This window comes from Microbispora sitophila (assembly GCF_014892245.1).
Lineage (GTDB): Bacteria > Actinomycetota > Actinomycetes > Streptosporangiales > Streptosporangiaceae > Microbispora > Microbispora siamensis.
In genome coordinates, this window is sequence record NZ_JADBGC010000030.1 from 1 (window position 1) to 23469 (window position 23469).

A 23469-nucleotide genomic window follows, 5' to 3' on the forward strand; every position below is an offset into this window, starting at 1 on the left:
GTGGACCAGGACCAGCAGCGCGGGCCGTGCCGCGACCCTGTCGGGCACGTAGAGGTACATGTTCAGGTTCGTCGGGTTGGTGCCGAAACCGGTCACCCGGGTCAGCGACGCCGCCGCGGCGGGCCGGACCCCGAGAAAAATGCCCGCCACCACCAGAGGTAAGGCGACGGCCGCCAGTACCGCTCTGAGTCTTTGTCTCACGCTGTTTCCTCATGTTGGGTCTTGGAGTGAGCCGTCCGGCAGACTCCGTAATGGACGCGGCCGTGGTCGCCTTCGGCGAAGGCGACCACGGCAGGAACCTCACCGTCAGACGCGGGTCCAGCGCTGGTTGGCCTGTCCACTGCAGGACCAGATCTGGAGCTTGACGCCGTTGGCGGTCGAGTAGTTGGGGACGTCCAGGCACTTGTTCGCGCCGACCGCCGTGATGGTGCCGTCGGAGTTGAAGCGCCACTGCTGGTTGCTCTGCCCGTTGCAGTCCCAGATGATCACGCTGCTGCCGTCGGCGGTGCCGCCGCCGTTCACATCGAGGCACTTGCCGCCGTAGACCCGTAGCTCACCGGCACTGGTCAGCGTCCACTGCTGGTTGCTCTGCCCGTTGCAGTCCCAGATCTGCACCTGGGTGCCGTTGGCCTGCGAGACGCCGGTGACGTCCAGGCAGCGGCCCGACCCCACCCCCCGGATGGCACTGGTGGAGGAGGTCGGCGACGGGCTGGGGCTGGTGTCGGGGCCCTGCCCGATGCTGCCGGGCACCGACTGGAGCGCCGCGTACCAGGCGGCGGCCATCTTGTCGTAGCCGGTCGCGGTCGGGTGGACGCCGTCGATCAGGTCGGCGGTGGTCAGCTTGCTGTGCATGTCGACCAGATGGACGTGCTTGCCGCTGCTGACCTTGGACTGCACGATGCCGGGGATGGCCGCGTTGAAGGTGCGGGCGGCGGCCTCCTGGCCGGAGTTCGACAGCGGGATGATGGTCGCGACGAACACCTCGGCGTTCGGCGCGGCGGCGGTGATGTGGTCGATCAGCGTGGACAGCCGCTGCGGCGCGCCGGACAGGTTGTAGTTCTGCAGCACGTCGTTGGTGCCGATGTGCAGCAGCACCGTACGCGGGGTGAAGGTGCGCAGCCAGCCGGTGATGTTCGCGTCGATCTGGTCGATCCGCCACCCGGGGTGTCCCTCGTGGTCGTGGTCGCCCAGACTGGCGGGCCCGTTGTACTGCGACCCGACGAAGTCGATCGTGTAGCGGCCGGCGGCCAGGCGCTGCCACAGCCCGATCCGGTAACCGCCCGGCACCTGTGTGCCCTCGGTGATCGAGTCGCCCAGCGGCATGACCCGCACCCCGCCGTTCGACTCGGCGAGGGCGACACCCGTCCCCACCAGCGTGCCCGCCATCGCCACGACCACGGCCAGCAGCGCCGCGATCGACCAACGTCTCCACGTACGCAGGGACAGCCCTCCATCCGTCGGAAGGCGATGCGGCCGGTTCGGCCTATGGCGGAATTCCGGCCTACTTCCGCCGAGCCGGCTGCGAGGGGTGACTCCGGCGCCGACCAGGCGCAGAAGGGATGTGATCTTCATGGATGCTCCTGGGGAGAGTGTGGGACAGACCGTGGGCTGTTATCGCTCACATGCGGGTGGCCGCCCGTGCAGCCTGATCCGTGCCTAGGGGAGGCGGCCGTCGTCCGTGTGGTCCGGACTCGGCCTGTGCCGCAGAGGCGGGCCCTGATTCGGAAATCCCGGATCCGGACCAATTCTGTTAGCGTTAACATTTGTGTCTACAGGACGAGCCCTCTCTCTGTGCTGACATGAGGTGGTGGTGCGGCGGAGCAAATACGACGGCCGACCTCACGTCAAGGCTCCCGCCTCTCACCGCCTGGCTCCCCAATCTGCCCGGGCGCGTCATCTGCTGCGACGAGGGCGAGGCCCGATCGCTGCGGGGTGCGGGGATGAAACTTTCACCGACACCTATATGGCGGCGATGAGCCGGCAGAACCGCTCTGCCGGGGTTGACGAAATTTCCCCCGAAGGATCGGAGGAAACACCAGATGAAGGCCGGAGTCTCTCTTGAGAATCCAGGAAACGATCCGCCCTCGGCCCTGACATGTTTCGCGGCGGTTTCCCGGCTGACTGCCCGGAGTGTCGTCTCCTCCGGGGCCGGTGGCGGGCGGCAGCTACCGCCGTGGCGGCGCGGCGGGCCCGGGCTTACGTTCAGCCGTCAGGAACGGTGATCCCGGGCGCGGGCGGGTCCGGTCGTGCCACGCAGGGAGATGGGCGGCGCGACCAGGAGATGGCCGTGCGGGGTGGCGGGATCGGCGATCAGCCGGATGAGCATCTCGACGGCGCGGGCACCGAGCTCATCCGCAGGGACGTCGGCGGCCGTGAGCGGAGGGTGCAGGTTCTCCGCCCAGTGGCGCGCGCAGACGCCGGCGATGGAGAAGTCGCGGGGCACGACCAGGCCCGCCTGGGCGAGCGCGTGGTACATCCCCGGGGTGGCGGCCTCGTTGATGGTGGCGATCGCGGTCAGGTCGGGGTGCTCGCCGAGGAGCCGCTCGACGCAGGACACCCCCGACTGGGCGTCGTCGGCGCAGCACGTCTGCACGCCGTCGAGACCGCGCTCGGTCATCGCGCGCGTGAAGCCGGCCTGGGCGCGGTGACCGGGACCATACCCGGCCGCCACCAGCTCCTCCGAGCGGTTGACCAGGGCGATGCGGCGATGGCCGAGGTCGGCCAGGTGATGCACACAGTTGGCGATCAGCTTCTCGTAGTCGATGTCCACCCAGGACATCTCCTCGGCGCGGCTGGTGCGGCCGATTCCGACGAAAGGCAGCCCGGCCTGCCGCAGGCGGGTGACCCGGTCGTCCTCCAGCCGTATCTCCATGACGATGACGCCGTCCACGCGTCTGCCGCCGACCACGCGCTCGAACGACCGGTCGTGCTCGCCCCCGGACGGTGACAACAGGACGTCCAGGTCGGCGCGTGCAGCGGCGTCGACGACGCTGGCCACGAAGCCGAGTTGCATGTCGGTCAGGCGACGGCTGGCGGGAGGGATGACCAGGCCGATGGTGTGGGTCCTGCCTTCCTTGAGCGCCTTGGCGGCGGCGTTGGGCCGGTAGCCCAGTTCGTCGATGACCGCTTGGATGCGCCGGCGTGTCTCCTCCGACACGGGGCGCTTGCCGCTGAGCGCGTACGAGACGGTGCTGCGCGCCACACCCGACCGCTTGGCGATCTCCCCGATATTCACCGGCGCTCCTCACCTGATCCGACCGATATGCACATCGTAAGTCGAATCGAGCGCATGAAACGACGATCGCGACCCGTACGGCGTTCCGCTCGACCCCGTTGACGTGCGGAGTCTGTGGATCCATGGTCTTACGAACCGATTCGAAGCCGAGAGGGGAGGATCGCGTCTCGTCAAGCGAGCGGTCCTGTGTGCAGCCCGTGGGGCCCGCAAGGCCGGACGCCGGTCGGACGTGTGCCGCACGTCCGACCGGCGTGGCGGTCAGGGCGAAGCGGGTCGGCGCCCGCCCGTCACCGGGTCAGCTTCGGGTCCACTTCTGACTGGTCGTGCCGGTGCAGGACCACAGTTGCACCTTCGTGCCGTTCGAGGTGCCGAAGTTGCTCGCCTCCAGGCACAGGCCGGACTGCACGCCGGTGATGGTGCCGTCGGCGTTGACGTTCCACTGCTGGTTGGCTTGGCCGTTGCAGTCCCAGATGATCGCTCTCGTGCCGTTCGCGGTTCCGGCGGCCTCGGCGTCCAGGCACTTGGTGCCGTACACCTGCAGTTGCCGCGAGGAGGTGTACGTCCACTGCTGGTTGGTCTGGCCGTTGCAGTCCCACAGTTGGAGCTGCGTGCCGTTCGTCTGCGACAGGTTCGGCACGTCGAGGCAGCGGCCGGCGTTGACGTTGCGCAACGCCGACGTCGACTCCCCGCCGCTCGAGGGCGGCAGGAGTGTGATGGTGAAGGTGTCGTCGACGGCGGTGTGCGGCAGGTTGACGGTCGTGCCGTTGCCGGACAGGGTCGCCACGGTGTTCTGGACGGTGACCGGTCCCTGGACCGCGCCGCCGCCGTTGTAGGGGATGCGCTCGACGAGAACGCGGACCTGGTTGTTCTGCACGATGCCGCTGGTGGTGTCCAGGCGCTGCAGATTGACGGCGATGTTGCCGGTGGTGCGGCCGCCGCCGACGAGGATCTTCGCGTTCCCGCTCGTCTTGGTGGCGAAGGCGTCGTAGTTGGAGCTGGGGGTGACGGAGGCGATCTGTCCGGTCTGGGAGCCGTAGAAGCGGTAGACCCACCATTCGCCCTTCGGCGAGTACTGGCCGGAGGAGTTGTGGGTGAGGAGGTTGGCCAGGTCGTTGTGCAGGTTGCTCCCGCCGGCCCAGTTGGCGCGCAGGCCGTCGGCGCCGGCCCGCTCCAGCCGGGCGATGTACCAGGCGCCGTCGGCCGGGTTCTGCTCGTTGGAGGCGCCGTATTCGTTGATCTGGTAGGGGCGCGGGTGGGCGATGCCGCGGGAGTTCAGCGTGGTGTCGGCCGTCGCGACGTTGGCCACCGGGTCGCCGGGCAGGGAGTGCCAGCTGACGATGTCGGGGACGACGTTGTTGGCCTTGACGTAGTCGAGGTACTGCGTCCACCAGCCGCCGGTGGACGGCACGCAGGCGCAGCTGGGGCCCACGATCAGGTGGGAGGGGAAGGCGGCGCGGATGCGCTGGTAGGCGCGTTTCCACATCTCGAAGTACTGCGACTGGGGGCGGTTCCAGAACAGGGTGATGTTGGGCTCGTTCCAGATGTCCCACTGGACCGGCGCACCGGTGGCCCGCACGTCGTCGATGAGGCGGGTGAGGAAGTTGTCGTAGTCGGTCCAGTTGCCGTTGTCGCCGGGGAAGCGGGAGATCGGGTAGCCGTCGGCGCCCCATAGATCATGGACGAGCAGGACGAATTGGCCGCCCAGTGACCGAGTGCGTAGCAACTGGGCGCGGGTGGCGTTCCACCGGCGGTCGTACTTGCCGGACACCCAGCCGCCGGGGCTGTCGAGCTGGGCGCCCCCGGCCCGCATGTACCGGAACTTCACGTCGGTGAAGTAGTTGTCCGGGGGCGCGGCCGCGTTCTCGGTCATGCCGTAGATCCACCCCGACGCTCGGTAGGTCGGGGAACCACCCGCGACTGAGAAGTCGACGGTGATGGACTCGTCGGCGGCCTGGGCCGGCGCGGCGGTCGCGAGGACGGACGCGACGACGAGGGCCGCGGCGGAGAAGAGGGCGGCCAGACCGCGGCGGCGGCTATGCCGCCGACTCAAGGCGATGTTCACTCGTGACTCCTTCGACGGAAAGGGGGGTGGTGGGGATCGCAGGACGAGCCGGGCCTTGTCCTGGACCCTGTGGCGTCGCCGTCTGTCGGTCGGGTGAAGCGAAAGAGCGGCCTATAACGCAGGCGACGTGGTCGAATCGATTCGCCAATAGGTTAGATTTTGGCGGGAAGGCGTGTCAATCGCATGTGTCCGGCATGTGAAGGGCATATGTCCGAACACCTGGATCTGCGGAGGTTCTACGGGTCGGGCATGAAACTTCCAGTTCAAGACTTGCTTCGAATCGATTCGCGAATTGCGTTTCCGAACATCCCTGGACGCACGGATGCCCCTCCCAGGTGATCACTCGCTACGGCTGGCGGGTTTGGAGCCTTGCGCCGGAGCGCGCCGCGTACGTATCTTGCCGATGTATCGGAGCGATACATCGAAACGGCAGAGTGCACGGCCCAGGTCACGTTGGTTCCGGTCGGCCGCCTGCGGGGCTGCACACCTACCGGAGACCGCAGGCGAAAGGGGCTGCGATGAGGCGGATCGACTACAACTCGGAGCAATACCAGGACTACGCGCGCGGCCGCGCGCTCACCGAGCAGCAACTGCAGGCATGGATCAGCGCATTCGGAGCTCTCCTGCCCGAGCGGCGTCCGCTGGCCGGGTTGGACGTCGGCTCGGGGACCGGGAGGTTCACCCCTGCGCTGGCGCGAGCGTTCGGGCCGGTGATCGGCGTCGAGCCGTCGGTACGCATGCGCGAGACAGCGCAGGCGCAGTCCCGGCATCCCGGTGTGCGATATCTGGCGGGCTCCGCAGAGGACATTCCGGTGCCGTCCGGCAGCGCCGACTACGCTGTCATGTTGCAGGCCTGGCACCACGTCCAGGACAAGCCGCGGGCAGCCCGCGAACTGGCCAGGGCGCTCAGGCCCGCCGGGCGGCTGCTACTGCGCTCCGGGTTCAGCGATCACATGCCCAGGATCTGGTGGCTGGAGTACTTCCCCCGCGGCTTCGAGGTGGACGCCTCGATGTTCCAGCCGCTGCACGAGGTCATCGAGACGTTCACGGCGGCCGGCTGGCGTGTCGCCGGCTTCGGCACGGTCACCGAGCCGTCCTCCGGCACGCGCGGCGAGATGCTCGAACGGCTGCGCCTGCGCACCCATTCGGTCTTCGCCCACTTCACTCCCGACGAACTGGCGGCCGGTTTCCGCCGCCTGGAGCAGGCCGTCGCCGCGGATCCCGGCGCGCCGGCGCCTGCAGAACCTGCCCTCCTGCTCACGCTCGAACGACTCTGGTAACGGTGCCCGTGATGCTGTCCGCAGAAAGGGCGCGCTTGCGGTCGGCGCTTTGCGGCCCGCCCCGGTCGGGGGAGCCGGCTCTCCTGCCGGGACGGGTCACCGCACGCGGGGCTTCTCGGAGGCGGCCGCTGTCGCGACGTCGCGGGGATAGGAGTGCCTGCCGTGGAGAAGGATGATCGCGTTCGCCATCAGGGGCGCGAGCATGATCAGAAAGGTGTACTGCAGGCCCCGCGCGCTCGTGGCGCCGCCCGAGCCGAGGACGTCGGCCAGGAATCCGAAGGTCACGGGGGCGATGGACTCCGCGCCCATTCGAAGGAATGTCCGTATGCTTTCCGCGCGTCCCCAGAGCCGGAAGTGGACGACGTCGAGGCGTGCGGCGTCCAGCGGGGGATTGGCGGCGGCAAGGCACCCGGCGGCGACGAGGAAGAACGGCAACGCCGTCGCCGTCGACGTCGTCAGCAGAGCCGGGACGAAGAACACGGCGGTGGTCAGGTAGGCGACCGCGGGAACGATCATGTGCGCGCTGAGACGACCACGGCGAACAAGGTGGTCGGCGATCCGCCCACCGCTGAGAACGCCCGCCAGGGCACCGAAACCGACGAGTACGGCCGGGCCCGTGACCGCCGCCGCGGTGAGACCGTACTGCCGGTCGACGAAGAGCACGCCGAAGCTTCGCAGGCCGGCGAAGAAGAAGTATCCGACCGCGGACGCGGTGATCAACACGACGTTCGTGCGTATCCGCAGGACGTAGAGGGCCGCCTCCCACATCGACATCCGCGTGGGGTCTCGCCGCAGCATCAGCCCAGGGTCGGGTTCGACGCCGCGGCCCGTTAAGGCGAAGTGCACCGCATCGCTCCGGCTCGGTGACGTGCCGGAATCCCGCTCCGCGTCCGGACGGTGCCCGTCCGGACGCAGCCGTCCCTGGCCGCCGCGCGTCGGCTCGGGAAGCTTACGCGCGATCACGATCACGAGGAGGATCCCGAACAGCGCGAGCAGGCAGAACGCGGCACGCCATGACAGCAGGTGCGCAAGATTGCCACCCACCAGCAGGCCGAGTCCGACGCCGAGCATCTCTCCGCTGAGGATGAACCCGTAGACGCGGGCTCGTTCACCCGGCGGGAAGAAGTCGCCGATGAGGGAGCTGAGCGTGGGCCCGGCCGTGGCCGACACGGCGCCGAGCGCCAGCCGCGACAGCAGGAGCCACTGGTACGAATCCGCCACGCCGCCGGCCAGCATCGCCAGCACCCACAGCACGACGCTGGCGGCCAGGAGCCTGACCCGCCGTACTCGATCGGTCAGCACACCCACGGGTATGACAGCCAAGGCGGCCGAGGCCGACGACACCGCGGTCAAGGAACCGAGTTCGGTATTGGTGATGCCCAGACTCTCCTTGAGCTCCACCGCCACCGCTCCCACGGTTCCCTTGTCCGCCGCGTCGAGCGCCAGCACGCAGGCGAGGACGGCGATGACCTGGAAGCGCGCCGGGCCTCCCACGGCAGCGGTCACCCACCGCACGGCCCAGTCGACCGCCGCACGCACCCAACCCCCTGGTTTCGCGGACATGCTGCTCCATCACCGGGTCGCAGGAACGCGGACAGTCGCAGGCAGGTCAATCGGAGTGAGAGAGGCTTCGCAGCCGGCCTGGCCGCGAATCCGCAGTCCAGGCTCCTGCCCGGCCGCTCGATGCTCGTAGGAAAGGAAGCAGGTCAAGCTGGACGAGATGACAGGATCACCTCGCCTCTCTTCGTCCACTCCCCGGCCTGGACGAGGCGTCGCGCCGGTGCGGGAAACTCTGGCCGCAACCTTTGCCGACGTTTTGGAGCGATATCCAGGAACTCGGGTACACGACGTGGGCCGGCGCAGCTCCATGGCACAGCCGGTCAGCGAGCCCGGAGTCTCGTCGGCCATGCGGACCAATCCACACCACGACGGCCCCCCAGCTCGTCGACGAACCGCGGATGGTCGTCGCACCGGCGGTTGTGGGCCACGGCAGGCGGGTGTTCGAGGGCGACGACGTCCAGTCGTGGAGGTGCTGCTCGAGGTCGAACGGGGCAAGAACGGCACGTTGTTCCTGGACTACGGCCGCTGAGACACCATCCGCGGCACCACCGTGACCCCGGAACCGGCCAACCCGCACACCCGGATCTGCTTCGTGAGGCCTCGACGCGGTGCCGGTCGGGAGTGCACCCGGCCCTGCCTTCCCCGGTCAGGGCCGGAGCACGATCTTGCCGTGCGTGTGCCCGCGTTCCAGCTCGCGGAACGCGTCCCGCACCCGCTCCAGCGGGTAGACGCGGGCGATCGGCACCTCGAGTTCCCCGCGTGCGGCGAGCCGGGCGAGTTCGCCGAGCACGACCGCGCACGCCGCCGCGCCTTCTCCGTAGGTCAGCGCGCCGACCTTGGCCGCGGTCTGCCAGTCGCGGATCGTGTTGATCCGCTCGGGCCGCACGCCCAGCTCCACCGCCAGATCCACGTAGCCGTCGCCGAACGTGTCGATGAAGGCGTCGACGTTCCCGCCGGAGGCCTGCCGGATCCGCTCGGCCACACCCTCCCCGTACTCGACCGGTACGACGCCGCGATCCTTCAACCAGGCGTGGTTCGGCTCGCTCGCCAGCCCGATCACCGTGGCGCCGCGCCGCCGTGCGAGCTGCACGGCAAGGGACCCGACGCCGCCCGCCGCACCGGACACGACGACCGTGTCGGCCGGTCCGGGGTCGACCGCGAACACGGTGGCGTATGCGGTCGTGCCGGCCACGTACAACGATCCGGCCACGTCCCAGGACAACCCTTCCGGACGCGGGGTCAGTTGCACGTCGTCGACCACGACATACTCCGCGTGACTTGCCCTGTTGTGCGTGAAGCCGAGGACCTCGTCGCCCACCGCGACGCCACGCACCTGCGGACCGACCTCCACCACGACGCCGGCCAGATCGCTGCCCTGTCCGGAGGGGAACGTCGCCGGCCAGCGGTCGTGCCGTGCGCCCTTCCGGATCATCACCTCGCCGGGCTGGATTCCGGCCGCGCGGACCTCGACCAGCACTTGCCCGGGGCCGGGCACCGGACGCTCCACCTCCTCCACCCGAAGCACATCGATCTCGCCGTACTCGTGGAACCGTACTGCCTTCATCGTGTGATATCCGCTCTTCCTCGTTCGGATGGGCCGTGGACGGCCACACCGCGACTATGCCTCCGTCATCGACGGCTCAGGAACGGAGCGGTCTCCCTAGGATCGACGGTCCCAGGACGTGTTTGACGAACGGTGATATCACTGCCGATATGGGGATTCACCGCGACGACCTCGCCCATTTCCTGCGCCGGTCCCGGGAACGGCTGGCGCCACGGGACGTCGGACTGGTCGAGGGACCGAGGCGGCGTACGCCGGGACTGCGCCGCGAGGAGGTCGCGGCGCTCGCCGGGATGTCGGCCGACTATTACATGCGGCTTGAGCAGGCCAGGAGCCCGCAGCCCTCGGTTCAGGTGCTGGCCGCGCTGACGCGCGCGCTGCGGCTGACCATCGACGAGCGGGACCACCTGTACCTGCTCGCCGGGCACCGCCCGCCGGAGGGGGCGCGGGCCGGGGAGTACCTGCGGCCGAGCATGCTGTACCTCCTCGACCGGCTGGACAGCGTTCCGGTGCAGGTCCTGAGCGATCTGGGCGACCTGCTGGCACAGAACGACATGGCGCAGGCGCTGTTCGGGTGCGTGTGCACGGTGGCCCAGGAGGACCGCAACATCGTGCTGCGCTGGTTCACCGACCCGGACGTGCGGAGCCGCTTCGCAGCCGAGGAGCACGAGGAGCACGCCCGGCAGCTGGTCGCCGACCTGCGCGCCGCGGTGGCCCGCCGCGGGGACGACGCGGCATCCCGCACACTTGTCAGCCGGGTCCGCGCGGCCAGCGCCGAGTTCGCGGCGCTCTGGGACCGGCACGAGGTCGCGGTGCGCAGGTCACACCCGTACCGGCTCACGCATCCCGAGCTCGGCAGGATCGAGTTCGACTGCGAGGTGCTGGCGACGCCCGCGGCGGACCAGCGACTGCGGGTCTTCACCCCGCCGCCCGGCGGCACCGACGCGCTGGACATGCTGCGCGTGCTCGGCCCGCAGCACCGGCACGACACCGCCGCGACGCGCACCTGAGTGGACGAACGTTCAAAAGACGCCCCGTGCCTTGCCCCTCAGAGATCCGGCCAAGATGGCACCACATCCGTAAAACGGGAGACGCAACCGCATGAATACGCCCCCGTCGCCACCTGGAGCGGAGCGGACTGACGGGTCATCCGTCCAGATCGGCGCTCTCGTTCCGCTGACCCGGCCTGGCTGGGTCGAGGCAGGCCGGCACCTGCTCGCTGGACTCGAGCTGGCCGTCAGCGAGGTCAATGACGCCGGTGGGATCGCCGGAAGACCACTCGAGCTGGTGGTCCGAGACACCGCGGCCGATCCACAGAGGGCCGCGGCGGCCGTAGACGAACTGGCTCGCCTGGGCGTGGCCGCCCTGGCGGGGGAGTATCACAGCGTCGTCGCTCGCGCCGCCGCCGCCAGGGCCGACGCCCTCGGCCTGCCGTTCCTCTGCTCGTCGGCGGTTCTCGACGCGCTCACCGAACAGCCGACGGAATGGGTCGCGCGCCTCGCCCCGGCGCAGTCCCACGGCTGGCAGATCTACGCGGACTTCCTCCTCGGCGCGGGCCACAGTCGAATCGCCGTAGCAGCAGAGTCGAGTGTCTACTGGGCATCCGGGGCCCGCATTCTGCGGGACTACCTCGCTCCCCGCGGCGGCACCGTCATCGAACTCGACATGCGCGCGCTCGCCCCCACGGCCGTTTGCGACGAACTCGTTGAGAATCGCGCGACAGCCCTGCTTCTTCTGGTCGGCCACCCGGAGCCGGCGGTGTCGATCGTCACGTCTGTACGCCGCCACCGGCGCCTCGCCGAGATCATGATCGGCGCCCCGGCCGGACAACCGGAGTTCGCGGAATGGGCGACGTTGCTGGGCGACGACGGCACCGCGATCCCGTTCCTGCGCTACCTGCCCGAGCTCCTCAGCCCACTCGGTGCACGAGTCGAGACGGCCCTCCGCGAGCGGCTGGCCGAAGCGCCCTCCTTCGTCGCCTTCGAGGGCTACGACACGATCGCCGTCCTCGCCGATGTGCTGAGTTCTCACGGCGGGGACCGGGCGCGCATTGCCGAATCCTGGCCGGGCGTCGCGGTCGAAGGCACCCGTGGGCAGATCCGGTTCTCCCGCACGCCAGGCATCAGCGTTTGGCAATGGGCTTGGACGCCGATCCACGTCGTTGATCGAGATCCGGCGGAACCGGATCGCTTTCGGATCCTCCACGCCGGATGAGAGAGCATGGCCCTCGCATTCTCGGACTATCGCGGGGCAGCCGGCGCTAGAGCCTGCCTGACAAATGATCACGGGTTGGTGACGGCAAGGGCCGTCCGTGGCGCGATCATCGTCTCTCGCCACCCGTGATGCGCCAGAACTCGCGCATGCAGGGCATGCACATCAGGTTCTCAGCTCTGAATGCGTCGGTCGTACTCCATTTGATGCCTCTGGATTTCGTCCGCGTTGTCGACCGTCCAGTCGTACAACCGGCCGAACGGCTCGCGCAGCGATTCGCCGAGCGGCGTGAGTGAGTACTCGACCCCGACCGGCGAGGTGGGTAGCACGCGGCGCGCGATCATCCCGTTGCGCTCCAGGCGGCGCAGGGTCTGGGTCAGGACGCGCTGGGTGACGCCCTCAAGGCGGCGCTTGATCTCGTTGAACCGCCTGGGCTCGTTGAGGACCGCCATCACCATCATCGACCACTTGTCGGCGATCTGGTCGAGGATGGGGCGGCTGGGGCAGTCGGCCCGGTAGACGATGTCCGCTGAGGTGCCGGCTTCGGGAATGGCCATATCGGTATCCTTCGCGATCCTTGAGATGCCGAAAGTGCGTTATTGACGGCTGGTCGCTCGCCGCCACATCGTAAGTATGCATCGGGAACCTAGATGCACTTCAGATACGGATCGGGGATCTCCATGAACGACGCCTACACGACCCTGCGGGTGAGCCGCGAAGCCGGCATCGCCCGCGTCACCCTCGACAATCCACCCGTCAATGTCTTGGACGTCGCTCTGATGGGCGACCTCCGGCGCCTGCTGACCGCGCTGCGGGACGACGACTCGGTTCGGGTCATCGTGTTCGACAGTGCCAATCCCGAGTTCTTCATCGCCCACGTCGACATGTCGCTTGGTGACACGCCGGACGCGTTGGACGAGTTCGCGCAAGACCTTCCGGATGGTGTCAACGTTTTCCAGGCTTTGGGGGAACTGCTGCGGCGCCAGCCCCAGGTGACCATCGTCAAGCTCGCCGGGATGGCGCGCGGCGGCGGGGCGGAGTTCGTCGCCGCAGCGGACATGACGTTCGCGGCGATCGGCCGTGCTGGGATCGGCCAGATCGAAGCCCTCATGGGCATCGTGCCCGGCGGAGGTGGCACGCAGTATCTCGCCACCAGGGTCGGCCGCAACCGCGCGCTGGAGGCGGTGCTGAGTGCCGACCTGTACGACGCCAAGACCGCGGAGCGCTACGGCTGGGTCAACCGGGCCGTCCCCGCCGATGAACTCGACGACGTCGTCGACCGGCTCGCCCGCAACATCGCCGCCTTGCCCGAGGGCGTGATCGCAGCGGCCAAGCGCGCCATTCTTCCGGAGGACCTGGCCGAGGGGCTCCTGCGGGAGAACGACGCCTGGACGGGACAGATCATTCGCCCTGTGGCCACAGAGCTGATCCGCGACGGACTGGCCCATGGCGCCCAGACCCCCGACGGCGAACGCGATCTGGAGGGCCTCCTCCGGCGACTGGCCGGTTAGGGCCCGGAGGGACGACGCGGCCCGGTCCTTCGCGCGGCACCTGAAGTGAGGCCGGGCCGTCAGGGGCCGGGTCGGCGGCCTGTCGGGCAACCGTCGTTTGCCGTTACTTCGGCCTCGTGCAGGCTTGGTATGTCAGGAGTTGATCTGACGGCCCCGTCACTGGAGGCCACGACGGGAGGGTGCGGCTGTGGGACCTGACCTGAAGGGTCGGTTCGCTCTGCAGCCCTGCGCCAGCTCATCCTGCCGGCCCCGTCCCGCCCCCGGTCATCGCTCAAGCCCTCGGGGTTCACGACAAGACCACCAACGTATCGCCGCCTAAGCAGGCGATTCCTGGAAACCGATACGCCCCGATTATCGCGGACAGTGATCAAACGAGTACTGCCACAGTTCTCGCCCTGCAGAGGATGACCAACTACGTCGACAAGCCGGCCGGGACCGAGATCGACCGGCCTCCGGCCTTCTGAGGTTCCCGCCCAAGCCGCCTGACCGGCTTGATCAACAGCAGCGCCGCCACCACGCCGACCGTCACCAGGGCCGACCCCAGCATGAAGGCGCGCGGTTCGACCAGCGCGGTGACCGGACCGGCCAGCGCCTGTCCGACTGCCATGCCCGCGACCGACCCGGCCACCTGGTAGGCGTTGACCCGGTTCACCACGTCCGGCGCGACCTGCGTCTGCACGCTGGTCGACCACATCACCGACCAGAACGCCAACGCGCACCCCCCGAGCAGGTGTCCGGCCATCAGCAGCGGCAGCGGCAGCCCGAGTGCGACCGTGAGCGGCACCGCCACGTACCCGCTCAGCGCCACCGCCCCGGCCGCCAGCGGCCTGCGCGGCCTGAGCCTGATCGCCACCAGCCCGCCCAGCACGGTGCCGAGGCCGAGCGCCGCCATCACCCAGCCGTAGTCGGCCCCGATGACCTGCGACGACAGCGGCACGTACGGCCCGACCACCAGAACGCCCCAGAACACCCAGACCAGGATGACCGACCACATCCAGCTCCTGGCCCTGAACTCCTCCCACCCCCTGCGCAGGTCGCTCAGCACGTCGGAGGGCTCCGGCCTGGGTACGGTGACCCGGACCAGCAGCAGGCACACCCCGCTGACCAGGAACGTCGCGGCGTCCACCGTGTAGACGACGACCGGCCCGGCGACGACGATGAGGACTCCGGCCAGTGCGGGACCCGCCAGCTGAGTGACCGCCTCGGCGATCTTCAGCGTCGCGTTGGCCCGCTGCGAATCTTCGGCGACCAGGGGGACCATGCCGTTGACGCCCGGTTCGAACAGCCCGGCGGCCGTGCCCGACAAGAACGCCATCACCAGCAACAGGGCGTACGGCGGAGCACCACCCAGGAAGGCGACGGCCACGACCCCCTGGGTGACGACCCTGACCACGTCCGCGCCGATCATCAAGCGCCGGGCTCCGATCCGGTCGGCGGCAACCCCGCCGAACACCATGACCAGCACGGCCGCCGCGGTCCAGAGTGCGAGCGCGTAGCCGACGCCCGCGATCCCATAGACTTTCCCGATCGCCAGCGCCGAGGCGACGGGCATCATGGCGTCACCGGACAGCGAGATCGTGCGGGCCCCGAAGTAGAGGGTGAAGTTCCTCGTCCACATGAGCCCCAATTCTGGATTTTTGCAGATCAGAGCACCGGTGTCCCAAATGACATCATTGGGTACATTTGCGCCATGCCCCTGGATTGCCCGGAAACGCCCCCGACGCCCCTCAACCCGCATCGTGTGGTCGCCTTGGTCGCCCCGAACCAGGAGCTCTACCCGGTCACCTCCGCCTCAGCGGTCTTCGGCTACCACGGCCCCGACATCCCCCAGCACTACAGCTTCAGCCTGTGCGCCGAACACCCCGGCTCACTCCCCACCACCCTCGGCGTCCCCATCCAGGTGAACAGCGGTCTCGAAGCCCTCGACGGCGCCGACACCGTGGTCATCGCGAGCTGGACCCTCACCCCCTCACCCGCCGTACTCCACGCGGTGGCCCAAGCCCATGCCCGAGGCGCCCGCATCGTCGCCGTCTGCGCCGGAATCTTCATCCCCGCCGCCCTGGGCCTCCTGGACGGCCGCCGCGCCTCCGTCCACTGGGAACTGTCCGGCGACCTCGCCGCCCGCCACCCGCGCGTCATCCCCGACGACACGGTCATCTACGTCGACCACGGCGACGTCGCCACCGCCGGAGCCTCGGCCGCCACCCTCGACCTCTGCCTTCACCAGGTCCTCCAGGAGTACGGCGCGGCCCACGCCATGCGCATCGGCCGTCAGCTCGCCGCCGGTCCGCACCGCGAGGGCTGCCAGCGCCAGTACCCCCCGCTCCCCACCACCGGCCCGATGCCGGACTCCCTGGCCCCCCTGCTCGAATGGCTCCTCTCGCGCCTTTCCGAGCAGGTCACCGTCAAGGACATGGCCGCCTACTCGGGCGTCTCCCCTCGCACCCTCACCCGCCAGTTCACCGAGCAACTCGGCGTCCCACCCGCCCGGTGGCTGCTGGAGCGCCGCCTGGCCGCCACCCGCGCCCTGCTGGAGGAGACCGACCTGCCCGTCGAGACCATCGCCACCCGCGTCGGCCTTTCCTCGGCGGTCAACCTCCGGCGCCGCTTCCACACCGCCCTGCGCACCACCCCGGCCGCCTACCGCCGCTCCTTCCGCTGAAGATCCCTGGCAGGTCCCGCCGCGATCACGGCCATGGGGCCCATGTCACAGGGCAAGGAGTTCTGCGTCGCAGCGGCCTCGGTCAGCTGATGGTCCTTACGACGACGACCCGGTCTGCAGGGCGTCGCGGGCCGCCATCAGGGCGAAGCCGAGCAGGTTGAGCCCCTGCCAGGTCGAGGGGGAGGCGGCGCGTTCGTCGCCGGCGGTCAGGCCGATGCCCCAGATCCGGTCGTACGGGCTGGCCTCGACCAGGACCCGGCCGGCGGTCGCGAGCAGGTAGTGCCGCAGCTCGGGGTTGTGGCCGAACTTGGCGATGCTGCCGCGCACCACGATGCCGAACCGGTGGGCGTTCCAGACCTGCTCGTCGAAGCCGCGTACGGTACGGCCGAGCTTCTTGGCCTCGCCGGGGTGACCGGCGGCGAGGATCTGTCCGGCGGCCTGGGTGTCGCCGAACAGCCAGGCCTTGTGCGCCATCATGTAGTGCTCTGCGGAGGCGAAGGTGTGGCCGTCCTCGGTGAAGGTGACCGGCCACCACTGCGACAGGCAGCCGGGACCGACGCCGCCGTCCCGGGCGGGCCGGTGGCCCCAGAAGTACAGGTAGCGAAGAGCGCGGCCGGCCTGCTCCGCGGCGACCGCCTCGTCCACGCTGCGCGGCAGCACGATTTGCTCGGACATGCCCACACCGTGCCACAGGCGCTCTCACCCACGCATCCGGTTATGCCGTCGTCCCCGACCGGCGGTTGATCATTCGCGGTCCGCCGCCGGGGCGGTGACCGCGTTGAGCAGGAAATCGACGAGCCGTCGCGCGTGGCCGGCCGTGTCGCGGGCCAGCGTCTCCTGCTCGCCCGGCGGTGTGCTCAGCGCGTGCATCATCGCTCCGCCCGTAAGAGTGTCGAGCAGCAAGGTGACCGAGGCGGTGGCAGGTATCTCGTTCCGGGCGATGCCGCGGCGGACGATGGCGCGTGCGGCCAGGATCTGGTCTCGCCGCATCGTCTCGAAATGTTCGGCCACGCCTGGGATCGCCGGGGCCTCCAGGGTGATCCGGAGCGCGGCCCGGCTGCTCTCGCCGGCGTAGAGATCGAGCATCTGCGTCGCCAGTTCGACCAGATCGCCGTGCAGCGTACCGGTGTCGACGTCGTTGACCCGGAGCAGGCCGACCGTCAGCGCATCGGTCAGCAGCGCTTCCTTGCTGTTCCAGCGCAGGTAGAGCGAGGCCTTGCCGACGCCGGCACGCCGGGCGACCGTCTCCATCGCGAAGCCGGCCCAGCCGGCCTCGCCGAACACCTCCAGGGCCGCCTGGGCGATCCGTCGATCGACGTCGGGGTCGCGGGGGCGCCCCGGTGACGTTGGCGTCGCGCTCACCGAGCCTGCCTTTCCTGATCTTCACGGGACTATTGCTGAACGGTTGCCGTCAGGATACAGTGACGAAAAATTGAACGTTAAGCGTTCAGTATTTGCTCGAGCGGCGCGAAGCCGGTCCCGCGAGGCTGGAGGAACAGATCATGCGTACGGCCCTGACCGACCTGCTCGGCGTCGAGCACCCCATCGTGGGTTTCAACCGCTCGCCCGGCGTCGTCGCGGCGGTCACCAACGCCGGCGGCTTCGGCGTGCTCGCCGCCTCGGCGTACAAGCCCGAGGAGCTCGATGCCCAGCTGACCTGGATCGAGGAGCAGGTGCAGGGCAAGCCGTACGGCGTCGACCTGCTCGTACCGGAGAAGTTCGCCGCCGGCGACCCGGACAATCTCATCGCCAGCCTGCGCGCGCAGATCCCGCCCGAGCATTTCGCCTTCGTCCAGGACCTCCTCGAGCGGTACGGCATCCCGCCCGCGCCGGAGGGGACCGGCAGCTTCGACGAGATCGCGGCCAGTCTCAACCCGGCCGGCGCCGCCGCGCTGCTCGACGTGGCGTTCCAGCACCGCATCTCGCTGATCGCCAACGCCCTCGGCACTCCGCCGCCGGACCTCGTCGCGCGCGGCAAGGCCGCCGGCGTCGTGGTCGCCGCGTTGGTCGGCCGGCCCAAGCACGCCCATCGCCAGATCGACGCCGGGGTCGACGTGCTGATCGCACAGGGCACCGAGGCGGGCGGGCACACCGGCACCATCGCCACCATGGTCCTCACCCCGGAGATCGTCGACATCGCCGGTGACCGGCCCGTCCTCGCCGCCGGTGGCATCGCCTCCGGGCGGCAGATGGCCGCCGCCCTGGCGCTGGGCGCCGCCGGAGTGTGGACCGGTTCGGTGTGGCTGTCCAGCGAGGAGGACGTCGCCAACCAGGCCATCAAGAACAAGTTCCTCGCCGCGACCAGCTCCGACACCCTGCGTTCGCCCACGCGTACGGGCAAGCCGGCCCGGCAGCTGTGCACCGCCTGGCACGACGAATGGGAGGCCGCCGGGAGTCCCGAGCCACTGCCCATGCCGCTGCAGCCGCTGCTGGTCAACGAGGCCTGGCAGCGCATCGACGCCGCGGCCGAGGCCGGTCACGAAGGCGCACTGACGCTGGAGTCGTTCTTCGTCGGCCAGGTCGTCGGCTCGTTCCGCGAGGTGCGCCCGGCCGCGGAGATCGTCCGCGAGCTCGTCGCCGACTGCGAACGGCGCATCGCCGACCTCGGGGCCCTGCTGCCGTCTCCGGCCGTCTAAGCTGCGGCTGCCACGAGGTTCACTCCGGTTGCCAGGTCGAATCCTCGGCGCCCGTCAGTGCGCGCCGCCGGTCTTCGCGGCGCCGTCCGGCAACTCGCAATCGTGCACGCCGCCCACCGCTTGTTCTGCTCCCGGCCGGCCCCGGGAGACCTCCGATCCGTCGTTCGCCCGGACGGAGGACGGTCCACCTCACCTGAAGGATCCCGATGACGACCATCACCCCGCAGCGGCTGTCCTCGCTGTTCAAGCCGCGCAGCGTCGCCCTCGTCGGCGCGGCCAACAAGTCGCAGTTCTCGGCCCTCGTCTACCACAACCTGCTCCAGTTCGGCTTCGGCGAGCACGTGCACCTGGTCAACCGGCGCGGCGCCGAGACCCACGGCCGGCCCACGGTGACCTCCTGCCAGGAGATCGGCGCGCCGGTCGACGTCGCGTTCATGATGGTGCCGCAGGCGGGCACGCTGGAGGCGCTCTCCGACGCGGCGGCCGCCGGCATCCGCAACGCCGTCGTCCTGTCGTCGGGGTACGGCGAGGCGGGGGAGGCCGGTCGCGCGGCGCAGGCGGAACTCGTCGCGCACGCCCGGTCGCTGGACATGGTGCTGCTCGGGCCCAACATGCTCGGGTTCGCCAATTTCGTCGACCGGATCCCGGTGACCGCGATCCCGAAGCTGCCCCAGGAGCACGGCCCGGTCGCGCTGCTGTCCCAGAGCGGCGCCAGCTCCAGCGCGATGCTCGACTTCGCGTCGATGGTCGGCGTCGGGATGTCCTACATGGTCACCCTCGGCAACGAAGCCATGATCTCCGCGGGCCACGTCCTGGACTACCTGGTCGACGACGAGCACACGAAAGCCGTCGCCGTGTTCATGGAGACCATCCGCGATCCCGGGACGTTCCGGCACGCCGCCCGCCGGGCGGCGGAGGCCGGCAAGGCGATCGTCGTCCTCAAGGCGGGCAGCAGCGAGTTGTCCGCGCGGACCGCGGCCGCGCACACCGGCGCGCTCGTCGGAGACGACGCGACGATCGACGCCGTGTTCAAGGACCTCGGGATCATCCGGGTCGACTCGATCGAGGACATGCTCATCACCGCCGGCGCCGCGGCGGCGCTGGGCCGTCTCGAACGCCCCGGGATCGGTGTCGTGTCGATCTCCGGCGGCGCCTGCGACATCATCGCCGACCGCGCCGAGGACCTCGGGGCACCGCTGCCGGCCCTGGCCCCGCACACTCAGCAGGCGCTCGCCGAGATCATGCCCGGCTACGGAACGGTGCAGAACCCGCTCGACGTCACCGGCGCAGCGGTCATCGACCCGGCGATATTCACGCGGGCGGTTTCGGCGATGTCGAAGGACCCGTCGGTCGGCGTCGTCGCGGTCGTCAACGGGCTGCCGTGGCGGCCGGACGAAGTGCCCTACATGGGCCAGGTCTACGTGAACGCGATCGGCGAGGGGATGCGGCAGGCCGCCACGCCGTGCGTGTACGTCAACCAGATCCTGCAACCGGTCACCGACGTCACGCGCGCCTCGATGCAGGCCGGTGGAGTGCCGTTCACGATCCCCGGCCTGCGGCAGACGGTGGTCGCGCTGAGGAACGTCGGCTGGTGGTCGGAGACGACCCGGGCGATGTCGGGCGCGAAGCCAACCCCGGGGGAGCACCTCCCGGTGCCCGCGGCGTCCGCCCGCGAGGGCGCCTGGTCCGAGGACGCCGCCCGGCGGCTGCTCGCCGACGCCGGCATCCCAGTCGTCCCCGCCGTCCTGGCGCGATCGGCGGACGAGGCGGCGAAAGCGGCGGCCGACCTCGGCGGCAAGGTCGCGCTCAAGGTGTGCTCACCGCAGATCCTGCACAAGAGCGACATCGGCGGGGTCCGGCTCGGGGTCAGCGGCGCGGACGTCCGCACGGCGTACGAGGCGCTCGTCGCGGCGGCGGAGACCGTCGACGGAGCCGAGTTGGAGGGGATCCTCGTCTCGCCGATGCGCTCCGGCGGCATCGAACTGCTCGTCGGCGTCGTCCGCGACCCGCAGTGGGGTCCCATGCTGGCGGTGGCCCTCGGCGGCGTCTTCGTCGAGGTGCTCAAGGACTCCGCGCTCACCCCGCTTCCCGTCACCGCCGCTCGGGCCCGGCGGCTGCTCACCGGCCTGCGGGCGGCGGCCGTACTCGACGGCGTACGAGGCGGCGCGCCGGCCGATCTGGACGCGATCGCGGCGGTCGTCGCCCGGGTCGGCGATCTCGCCCTGGCCCTCGGTGACGACCTGGAATCCCTGGAGATCAATCCCCTGCGCGTCGACGGCTCCGCCGTGGAGGCCCTCGACGCCGTCGTCACCTGGCGCAGCGCCTGATCGCATCCGACCTTCTCAGGAGTCATGACATGCAGTACGAGGACCTCGATCCGCGAACGCCGGTCGTCGTCGGCGTCGGGCAGTCGTCCGAGCGTCTCGGCGAGCCCGACTACCGGCGTCGCTCACCGGTCGACCTGGCCGCCGACGCGGCCCGGGAGGCCCTGGCCGACACCGGCGCGGACGTGCACGGGATCGCCGGCGCCATCGACACCGTCGCCGGTGTCCGGCAGTTCGAGATCTCCACCCCCGGGGCGCCGGCCCCGCTCGGAAAGTCGGACAACTACCCGCGGTCGGTGGCCGCCCGGGTGGGTGCGGCGCCGCGGCGGGCCGTGCTGGAGGTCGGCGGCGGGCAGTCCCCGCAGCACCTGGTCAACGAGTTCGCCGCCACCATCGCCGCCGGCGCGGCCGAGGTCGTCCTCCTGTTCGGTTCCGAGGCGATCTCCACTGCCCGGCACCTCGCGGGCGCGGAGGACAAGCCCGACTTCACCGAGCACGTCGACGGGGACCTCGAGGACCGCGGCTACGGGCTCAAGGGCCTGGTGTCCCGGTACGCGGCCGAGCACGGGCTGACCGCCGCGCCGGAGATGTACGCCCTGTTCGACAACGCGCGCCGCGCCCGGCTCGGCCTGTCCCGCCAGGAGTACGCCCGCGCGATGGGTGAGCTGTTCGCGCCGTTCACCCGGGTCGCCGCGAAGAACCCGCACGCCGCCGCCCGGGTCGAGCGGGACGCGGCCGAACTGGTCACCCCCACGGAGGCCAACCGGCCGATCGCCGACCCGTACACCCGCTACGTCGTCGCCCGCGACCAGGTCAACCAGGGCGCCGCGATCCTGCTCATGTCGGTGGCGGCCGCCCGGCGGCTCGGCGTGCCGGAGGACAAGTGGGTGTTCCTGCACGGGCACGCCGACCTGCGCGAGCGGGACCTGCTCGACCGCGCCGACCTCGGCGGCGGGCCCGCGTCGGTGATGGCCGCCAAGCACGCCCTCGAGGTCGCCGGTGTGAACCTCGACGAGGTGGCGACGTTCGACTTCTACAGCTGCTTCCCGATCGCCGTGTTCACCACCGCCGTCGACGGCCTCGGCCTGGCCGCGGACGACCCGCGCGGGCTCACCCTCACCGGCGGGCTGCCGTTCTTCGGCGGCGCAGGCAACAACTACTCCATGCACGCCGTCGCCGAGACCGTCCAGCGGGCCCGCACGGCCCCGGGCACCTTCGGCTTCGTCGGCGCCAACGGCGGCATGCTCAGCAAGTATTCGGCCGGCGTCTACTCGACCACCCCGGTGGAGTGGCGGCCCGACCGCAGCGCGGTCCTGCAGGCGGAGATCGACTCCTGGCCGGCGCCCGCCCGGACGCGGAAGGCCGACGGCTGGGCCACGATCGAGACGTATACGGTCAAGCACGACCGCAAGGGCAACCGCACCGGCATCGTCGTCGGACGGCTCGAGGCCGGCGGCCACCGCTTCCTCGCCACCACGACGAAGGGCGACGACGACATCCTCGACCTTCTGTCCGACGAAGAACCGATCGGGCAGCGGGTCTTCGTGAAGTCGACGTCTCGCGGCAACCGCGTCACCATCACGGAGGCGCGCATGGCCGAACTGCATCCGGCCCGGGTGCCCGGCTTCCGGGACCGGTACGACAACGTCCTCGTCCGCCGCGACGGGCACGTCCTCGAGATCACCATCAACCGGCCCGGCCAGCGCAATTCGCTGACTCCGCCGGCCAACGACGAGCTCGACGAGGTCTTCGACGCCTTCTTCGCCGACCCCGACCTGTGGGTCGCGATCCTCACCGGCGCAGGCGACAAGGCCTTCTCCGCCGGAAACGACCTGATCTGGTCGGCCAGTGGCAAGCCGATGTGGGTGCCGGAGAACGGGTTCGGCGGCCTGACCGGCCGCCGGTCGCTGCCCAAGCCGGTCATCGCCGCGGTCAACGGCTTCGCCATGGGCGGTGGCTGCGAGATCGCCCTGACCTGCCACCTCGTCGTCGCCGACGAGACCGCGCAGTTCGCCCTCAGCGAGGTCAAGGTCGGCCTGATCGCCGGCGCGGGCGGCCTGGTCCGGCTGCCCCGGACGGTGCCGCCGAAGCTGGCCAACGAGATGATCCTCACCGGCCGCCGGCTCACCGCCGAGGAGGCGCTGCGGCACGGCCTGGTCAACCGCGTCGTCCCCGCCGGCACCGCGCTCGAGGGCGCCCGCGCACTGGCCCGGGAGATCCTCACGGCGTCCCCGACCTCGGTGCGCATCTCCCTGCAGGTCATGGAGGAGACCCAGGGCATCGCCGACACCGTCGAGGCGGTCAATCACCCCACCGGCGCCGTCGACGACCTGATGCTCAGCGAGGACATGATCGAGGGCCTCACCGCCTTCGCCCAGAAGCGCCGACCTGAGTGGAAGAACCGGTGACCGCGATGGAGGAGGCCTG

17 protein-coding genes and 1 pseudogene are annotated in these 23469 nt (G+C 70.0%); 8 read left to right on the forward strand and 10 right to left on the reverse strand.

The genetic code is table 11. The annotated features are described in order from the left end of the window. The 4 genes and pseudogenes from IL992_RS38450 to IL992_RS38465 form a co-directional block, all read right to left on the reverse strand. A pseudogene (locus IL992_RS38450) lies at positions 1-201 on the reverse strand (PHB depolymerase family esterase); the annotation flags it as partial. Positions 202-306: 105 nt separating this feature from the next. Further along, a complete protein-coding gene (locus IL992_RS38455; RefSeq protein WP_226874589.1) occupies positions 307-1572 on the reverse strand; it encodes a lectin in 1266 nt (421 codons plus the stop codon). A 637-nt stretch (positions 1573-2209) separates the two neighbouring features. After that, positions 2210-3235 (reverse strand): LacI family DNA-binding transcriptional regulator, encoded by a 1026-nt coding sequence (locus tag IL992_RS38460; RefSeq protein ID WP_193208227.1) that lies wholly within the window; start codon positions 3233-3235, stop codon positions 2210-2212. Between the two features lie 295 nt (positions 3236-3530). Continuing rightward, positions 3531-5297, reverse strand: a complete 1767-nt coding sequence (locus IL992_RS38465; RefSeq protein ID WP_319019094.1) for a ricin-type beta-trefoil lectin domain protein — start codon at positions 5295-5297, stop codon at positions 3531-3533. 518 nt (positions 5298-5815) lie between these two features. Here IL992_RS38465 and IL992_RS38470 point away from each other — a divergent pair. Beyond that, complete coding sequence (locus tag IL992_RS38470) at positions 5816-6577, forward strand: class I SAM-dependent methyltransferase (RefSeq protein ID WP_193208228.1); 762 nt, start codon at positions 5816-5818, stop codon at positions 6575-6577. A 96-nt stretch (positions 6578-6673) separates the two neighbouring features. On the opposite strand, the gene IL992_RS38475 is transcribed toward IL992_RS38470, so the two are convergent. Together IL992_RS38475 and IL992_RS38480 are read right to left on the reverse strand one after the other, a co-directional pair. Continuing rightward, the gene (locus IL992_RS38475; protein ID WP_193208229.1) at positions 6674-8140 is read right to left on the reverse strand and encodes an MFS transporter; all 1467 of its coding nucleotides are present in this window, start codon (positions 8138-8140) and stop codon (positions 6674-6676) included. Between the two features lie 643 nt (positions 8141-8783). Beyond that, on the reverse strand, positions 8784-9701 hold the full coding sequence (locus tag IL992_RS38480; RefSeq protein WP_193208230.1) for an NADP-dependent oxidoreductase: 918 nt from the start codon (positions 9699-9701) through the stop codon (positions 8784-8786). Positions 9702-9850: 149 nt separating this feature from the next. On the opposite strand from IL992_RS38480, the gene IL992_RS38485 reads away from it, so the two are divergent. Beyond that, the gene (locus IL992_RS38485; protein ID WP_193208231.1) at positions 9851-10708 is read left to right on the forward strand and encodes a helix-turn-helix transcriptional regulator; all 858 of its coding nucleotides are present in this window, start codon (positions 9851-9853) and stop codon (positions 10706-10708) included. A gap of 91 nt (positions 10709-10799) precedes the next feature. Beyond that, entirely contained in the window at positions 10800-11912 is a 1113-nt protein-coding gene (locus tag IL992_RS38490; RefSeq protein ID WP_193208232.1) for an ABC transporter substrate-binding protein, read from the forward strand. Positions 11913-12082: 170 nt separating this feature from the next. Here IL992_RS38490 and IL992_RS38495 read toward each other — a convergent pair whose 3' ends face one another. Further along, the gene (locus tag IL992_RS38495) at positions 12083-12466 is read right to left on the reverse strand and encodes a winged helix-turn-helix transcriptional regulator (protein ID WP_193208233.1); all 384 of its coding nucleotides are present in this window, start codon (positions 12464-12466) and stop codon (positions 12083-12085) included. 123 nt (positions 12467-12589) lie between these two features. Here IL992_RS38495 and IL992_RS38500 point away from each other — a divergent pair, with 123 nt between their 5' ends. Then, positions 12590-13420 (forward strand): enoyl-CoA hydratase/isomerase family protein, encoded by an 831-nt coding sequence (locus IL992_RS38500; RefSeq protein WP_193208234.1) that lies wholly within the window; start codon positions 12590-12592, stop codon positions 13418-13420. Positions 13421-13832: 412 nt separating this feature from the next. Here the strand turns inward: IL992_RS38500 and IL992_RS38505 are convergent, their stop codons facing one another. Continuing rightward, positions 13833-15038 carry an MFS transporter gene (locus IL992_RS38505; RefSeq protein WP_193208235.1) on the reverse strand — a complete coding sequence of 402 codons (1206 nt, stop codon included), beginning with the start codon at positions 15036-15038 and terminating at the stop codon, positions 13833-13835. A 72-nt stretch (positions 15039-15110) separates the two neighbouring features. Here IL992_RS38505 and IL992_RS38510 point away from each other — a divergent pair, with 72 nt between their 5' ends. Next, positions 15111-16082, forward strand: coding sequence for a GlxA family transcriptional regulator (locus IL992_RS38510; RefSeq protein ID WP_193208236.1), 972 nt, complete (start codon positions 15111-15113; stop codon positions 16080-16082). 96 nt (positions 16083-16178) lie between these two features. On the opposite strand, the gene IL992_RS38515 is transcribed toward IL992_RS38510, so the two are convergent. Continuing rightward, on the reverse strand, positions 16179-16757 hold the full coding sequence (locus tag IL992_RS38515) for an NADAR family protein (protein WP_193208237.1): 579 nt from the start codon (positions 16755-16757) through the stop codon (positions 16179-16181). 69 nt (positions 16758-16826) lie between these two features. After that, complete coding sequence (locus IL992_RS38520) at positions 16827-17444, reverse strand: TetR/AcrR family transcriptional regulator (protein ID WP_193208238.1); 618 nt, start codon at positions 17442-17444, stop codon at positions 16827-16829. A 140-nt stretch (positions 17445-17584) separates the two neighbouring features. Here IL992_RS38520 and IL992_RS38525 point away from each other — a divergent pair, with 140 nt between their 5' ends. The 3 genes from IL992_RS38525 (at position 17585) to IL992_RS38535 (ending at position 23450) form a co-directional block, all read left to right on the forward strand. Next, positions 17585-18718: a nitronate monooxygenase gene (locus tag IL992_RS38525; RefSeq protein WP_193208239.1), complete on the forward strand. Its 1134-nt coding sequence runs from the start codon at positions 17585-17587 to the stop codon at positions 18716-18718. A gap of 206 nt (positions 18719-18924) precedes the next feature. Beyond that, positions 18925-21045, forward strand: a complete 2121-nt coding sequence (locus IL992_RS38530) for an acetate--CoA ligase family protein (protein ID WP_193208240.1) — start codon at positions 18925-18927, stop codon at positions 21043-21045. Positions 21046-21074: 29 nt separating this feature from the next. Continuing rightward, positions 21075-23450 (forward strand): acetyl-CoA acetyltransferase, encoded by a 2376-nt coding sequence (locus IL992_RS38535; RefSeq protein ID WP_193208241.1) that lies wholly within the window; start codon positions 21075-21077, stop codon positions 23448-23450. The last annotated feature ends 19 nt before the right edge of the window (positions 23451-23469 follow it).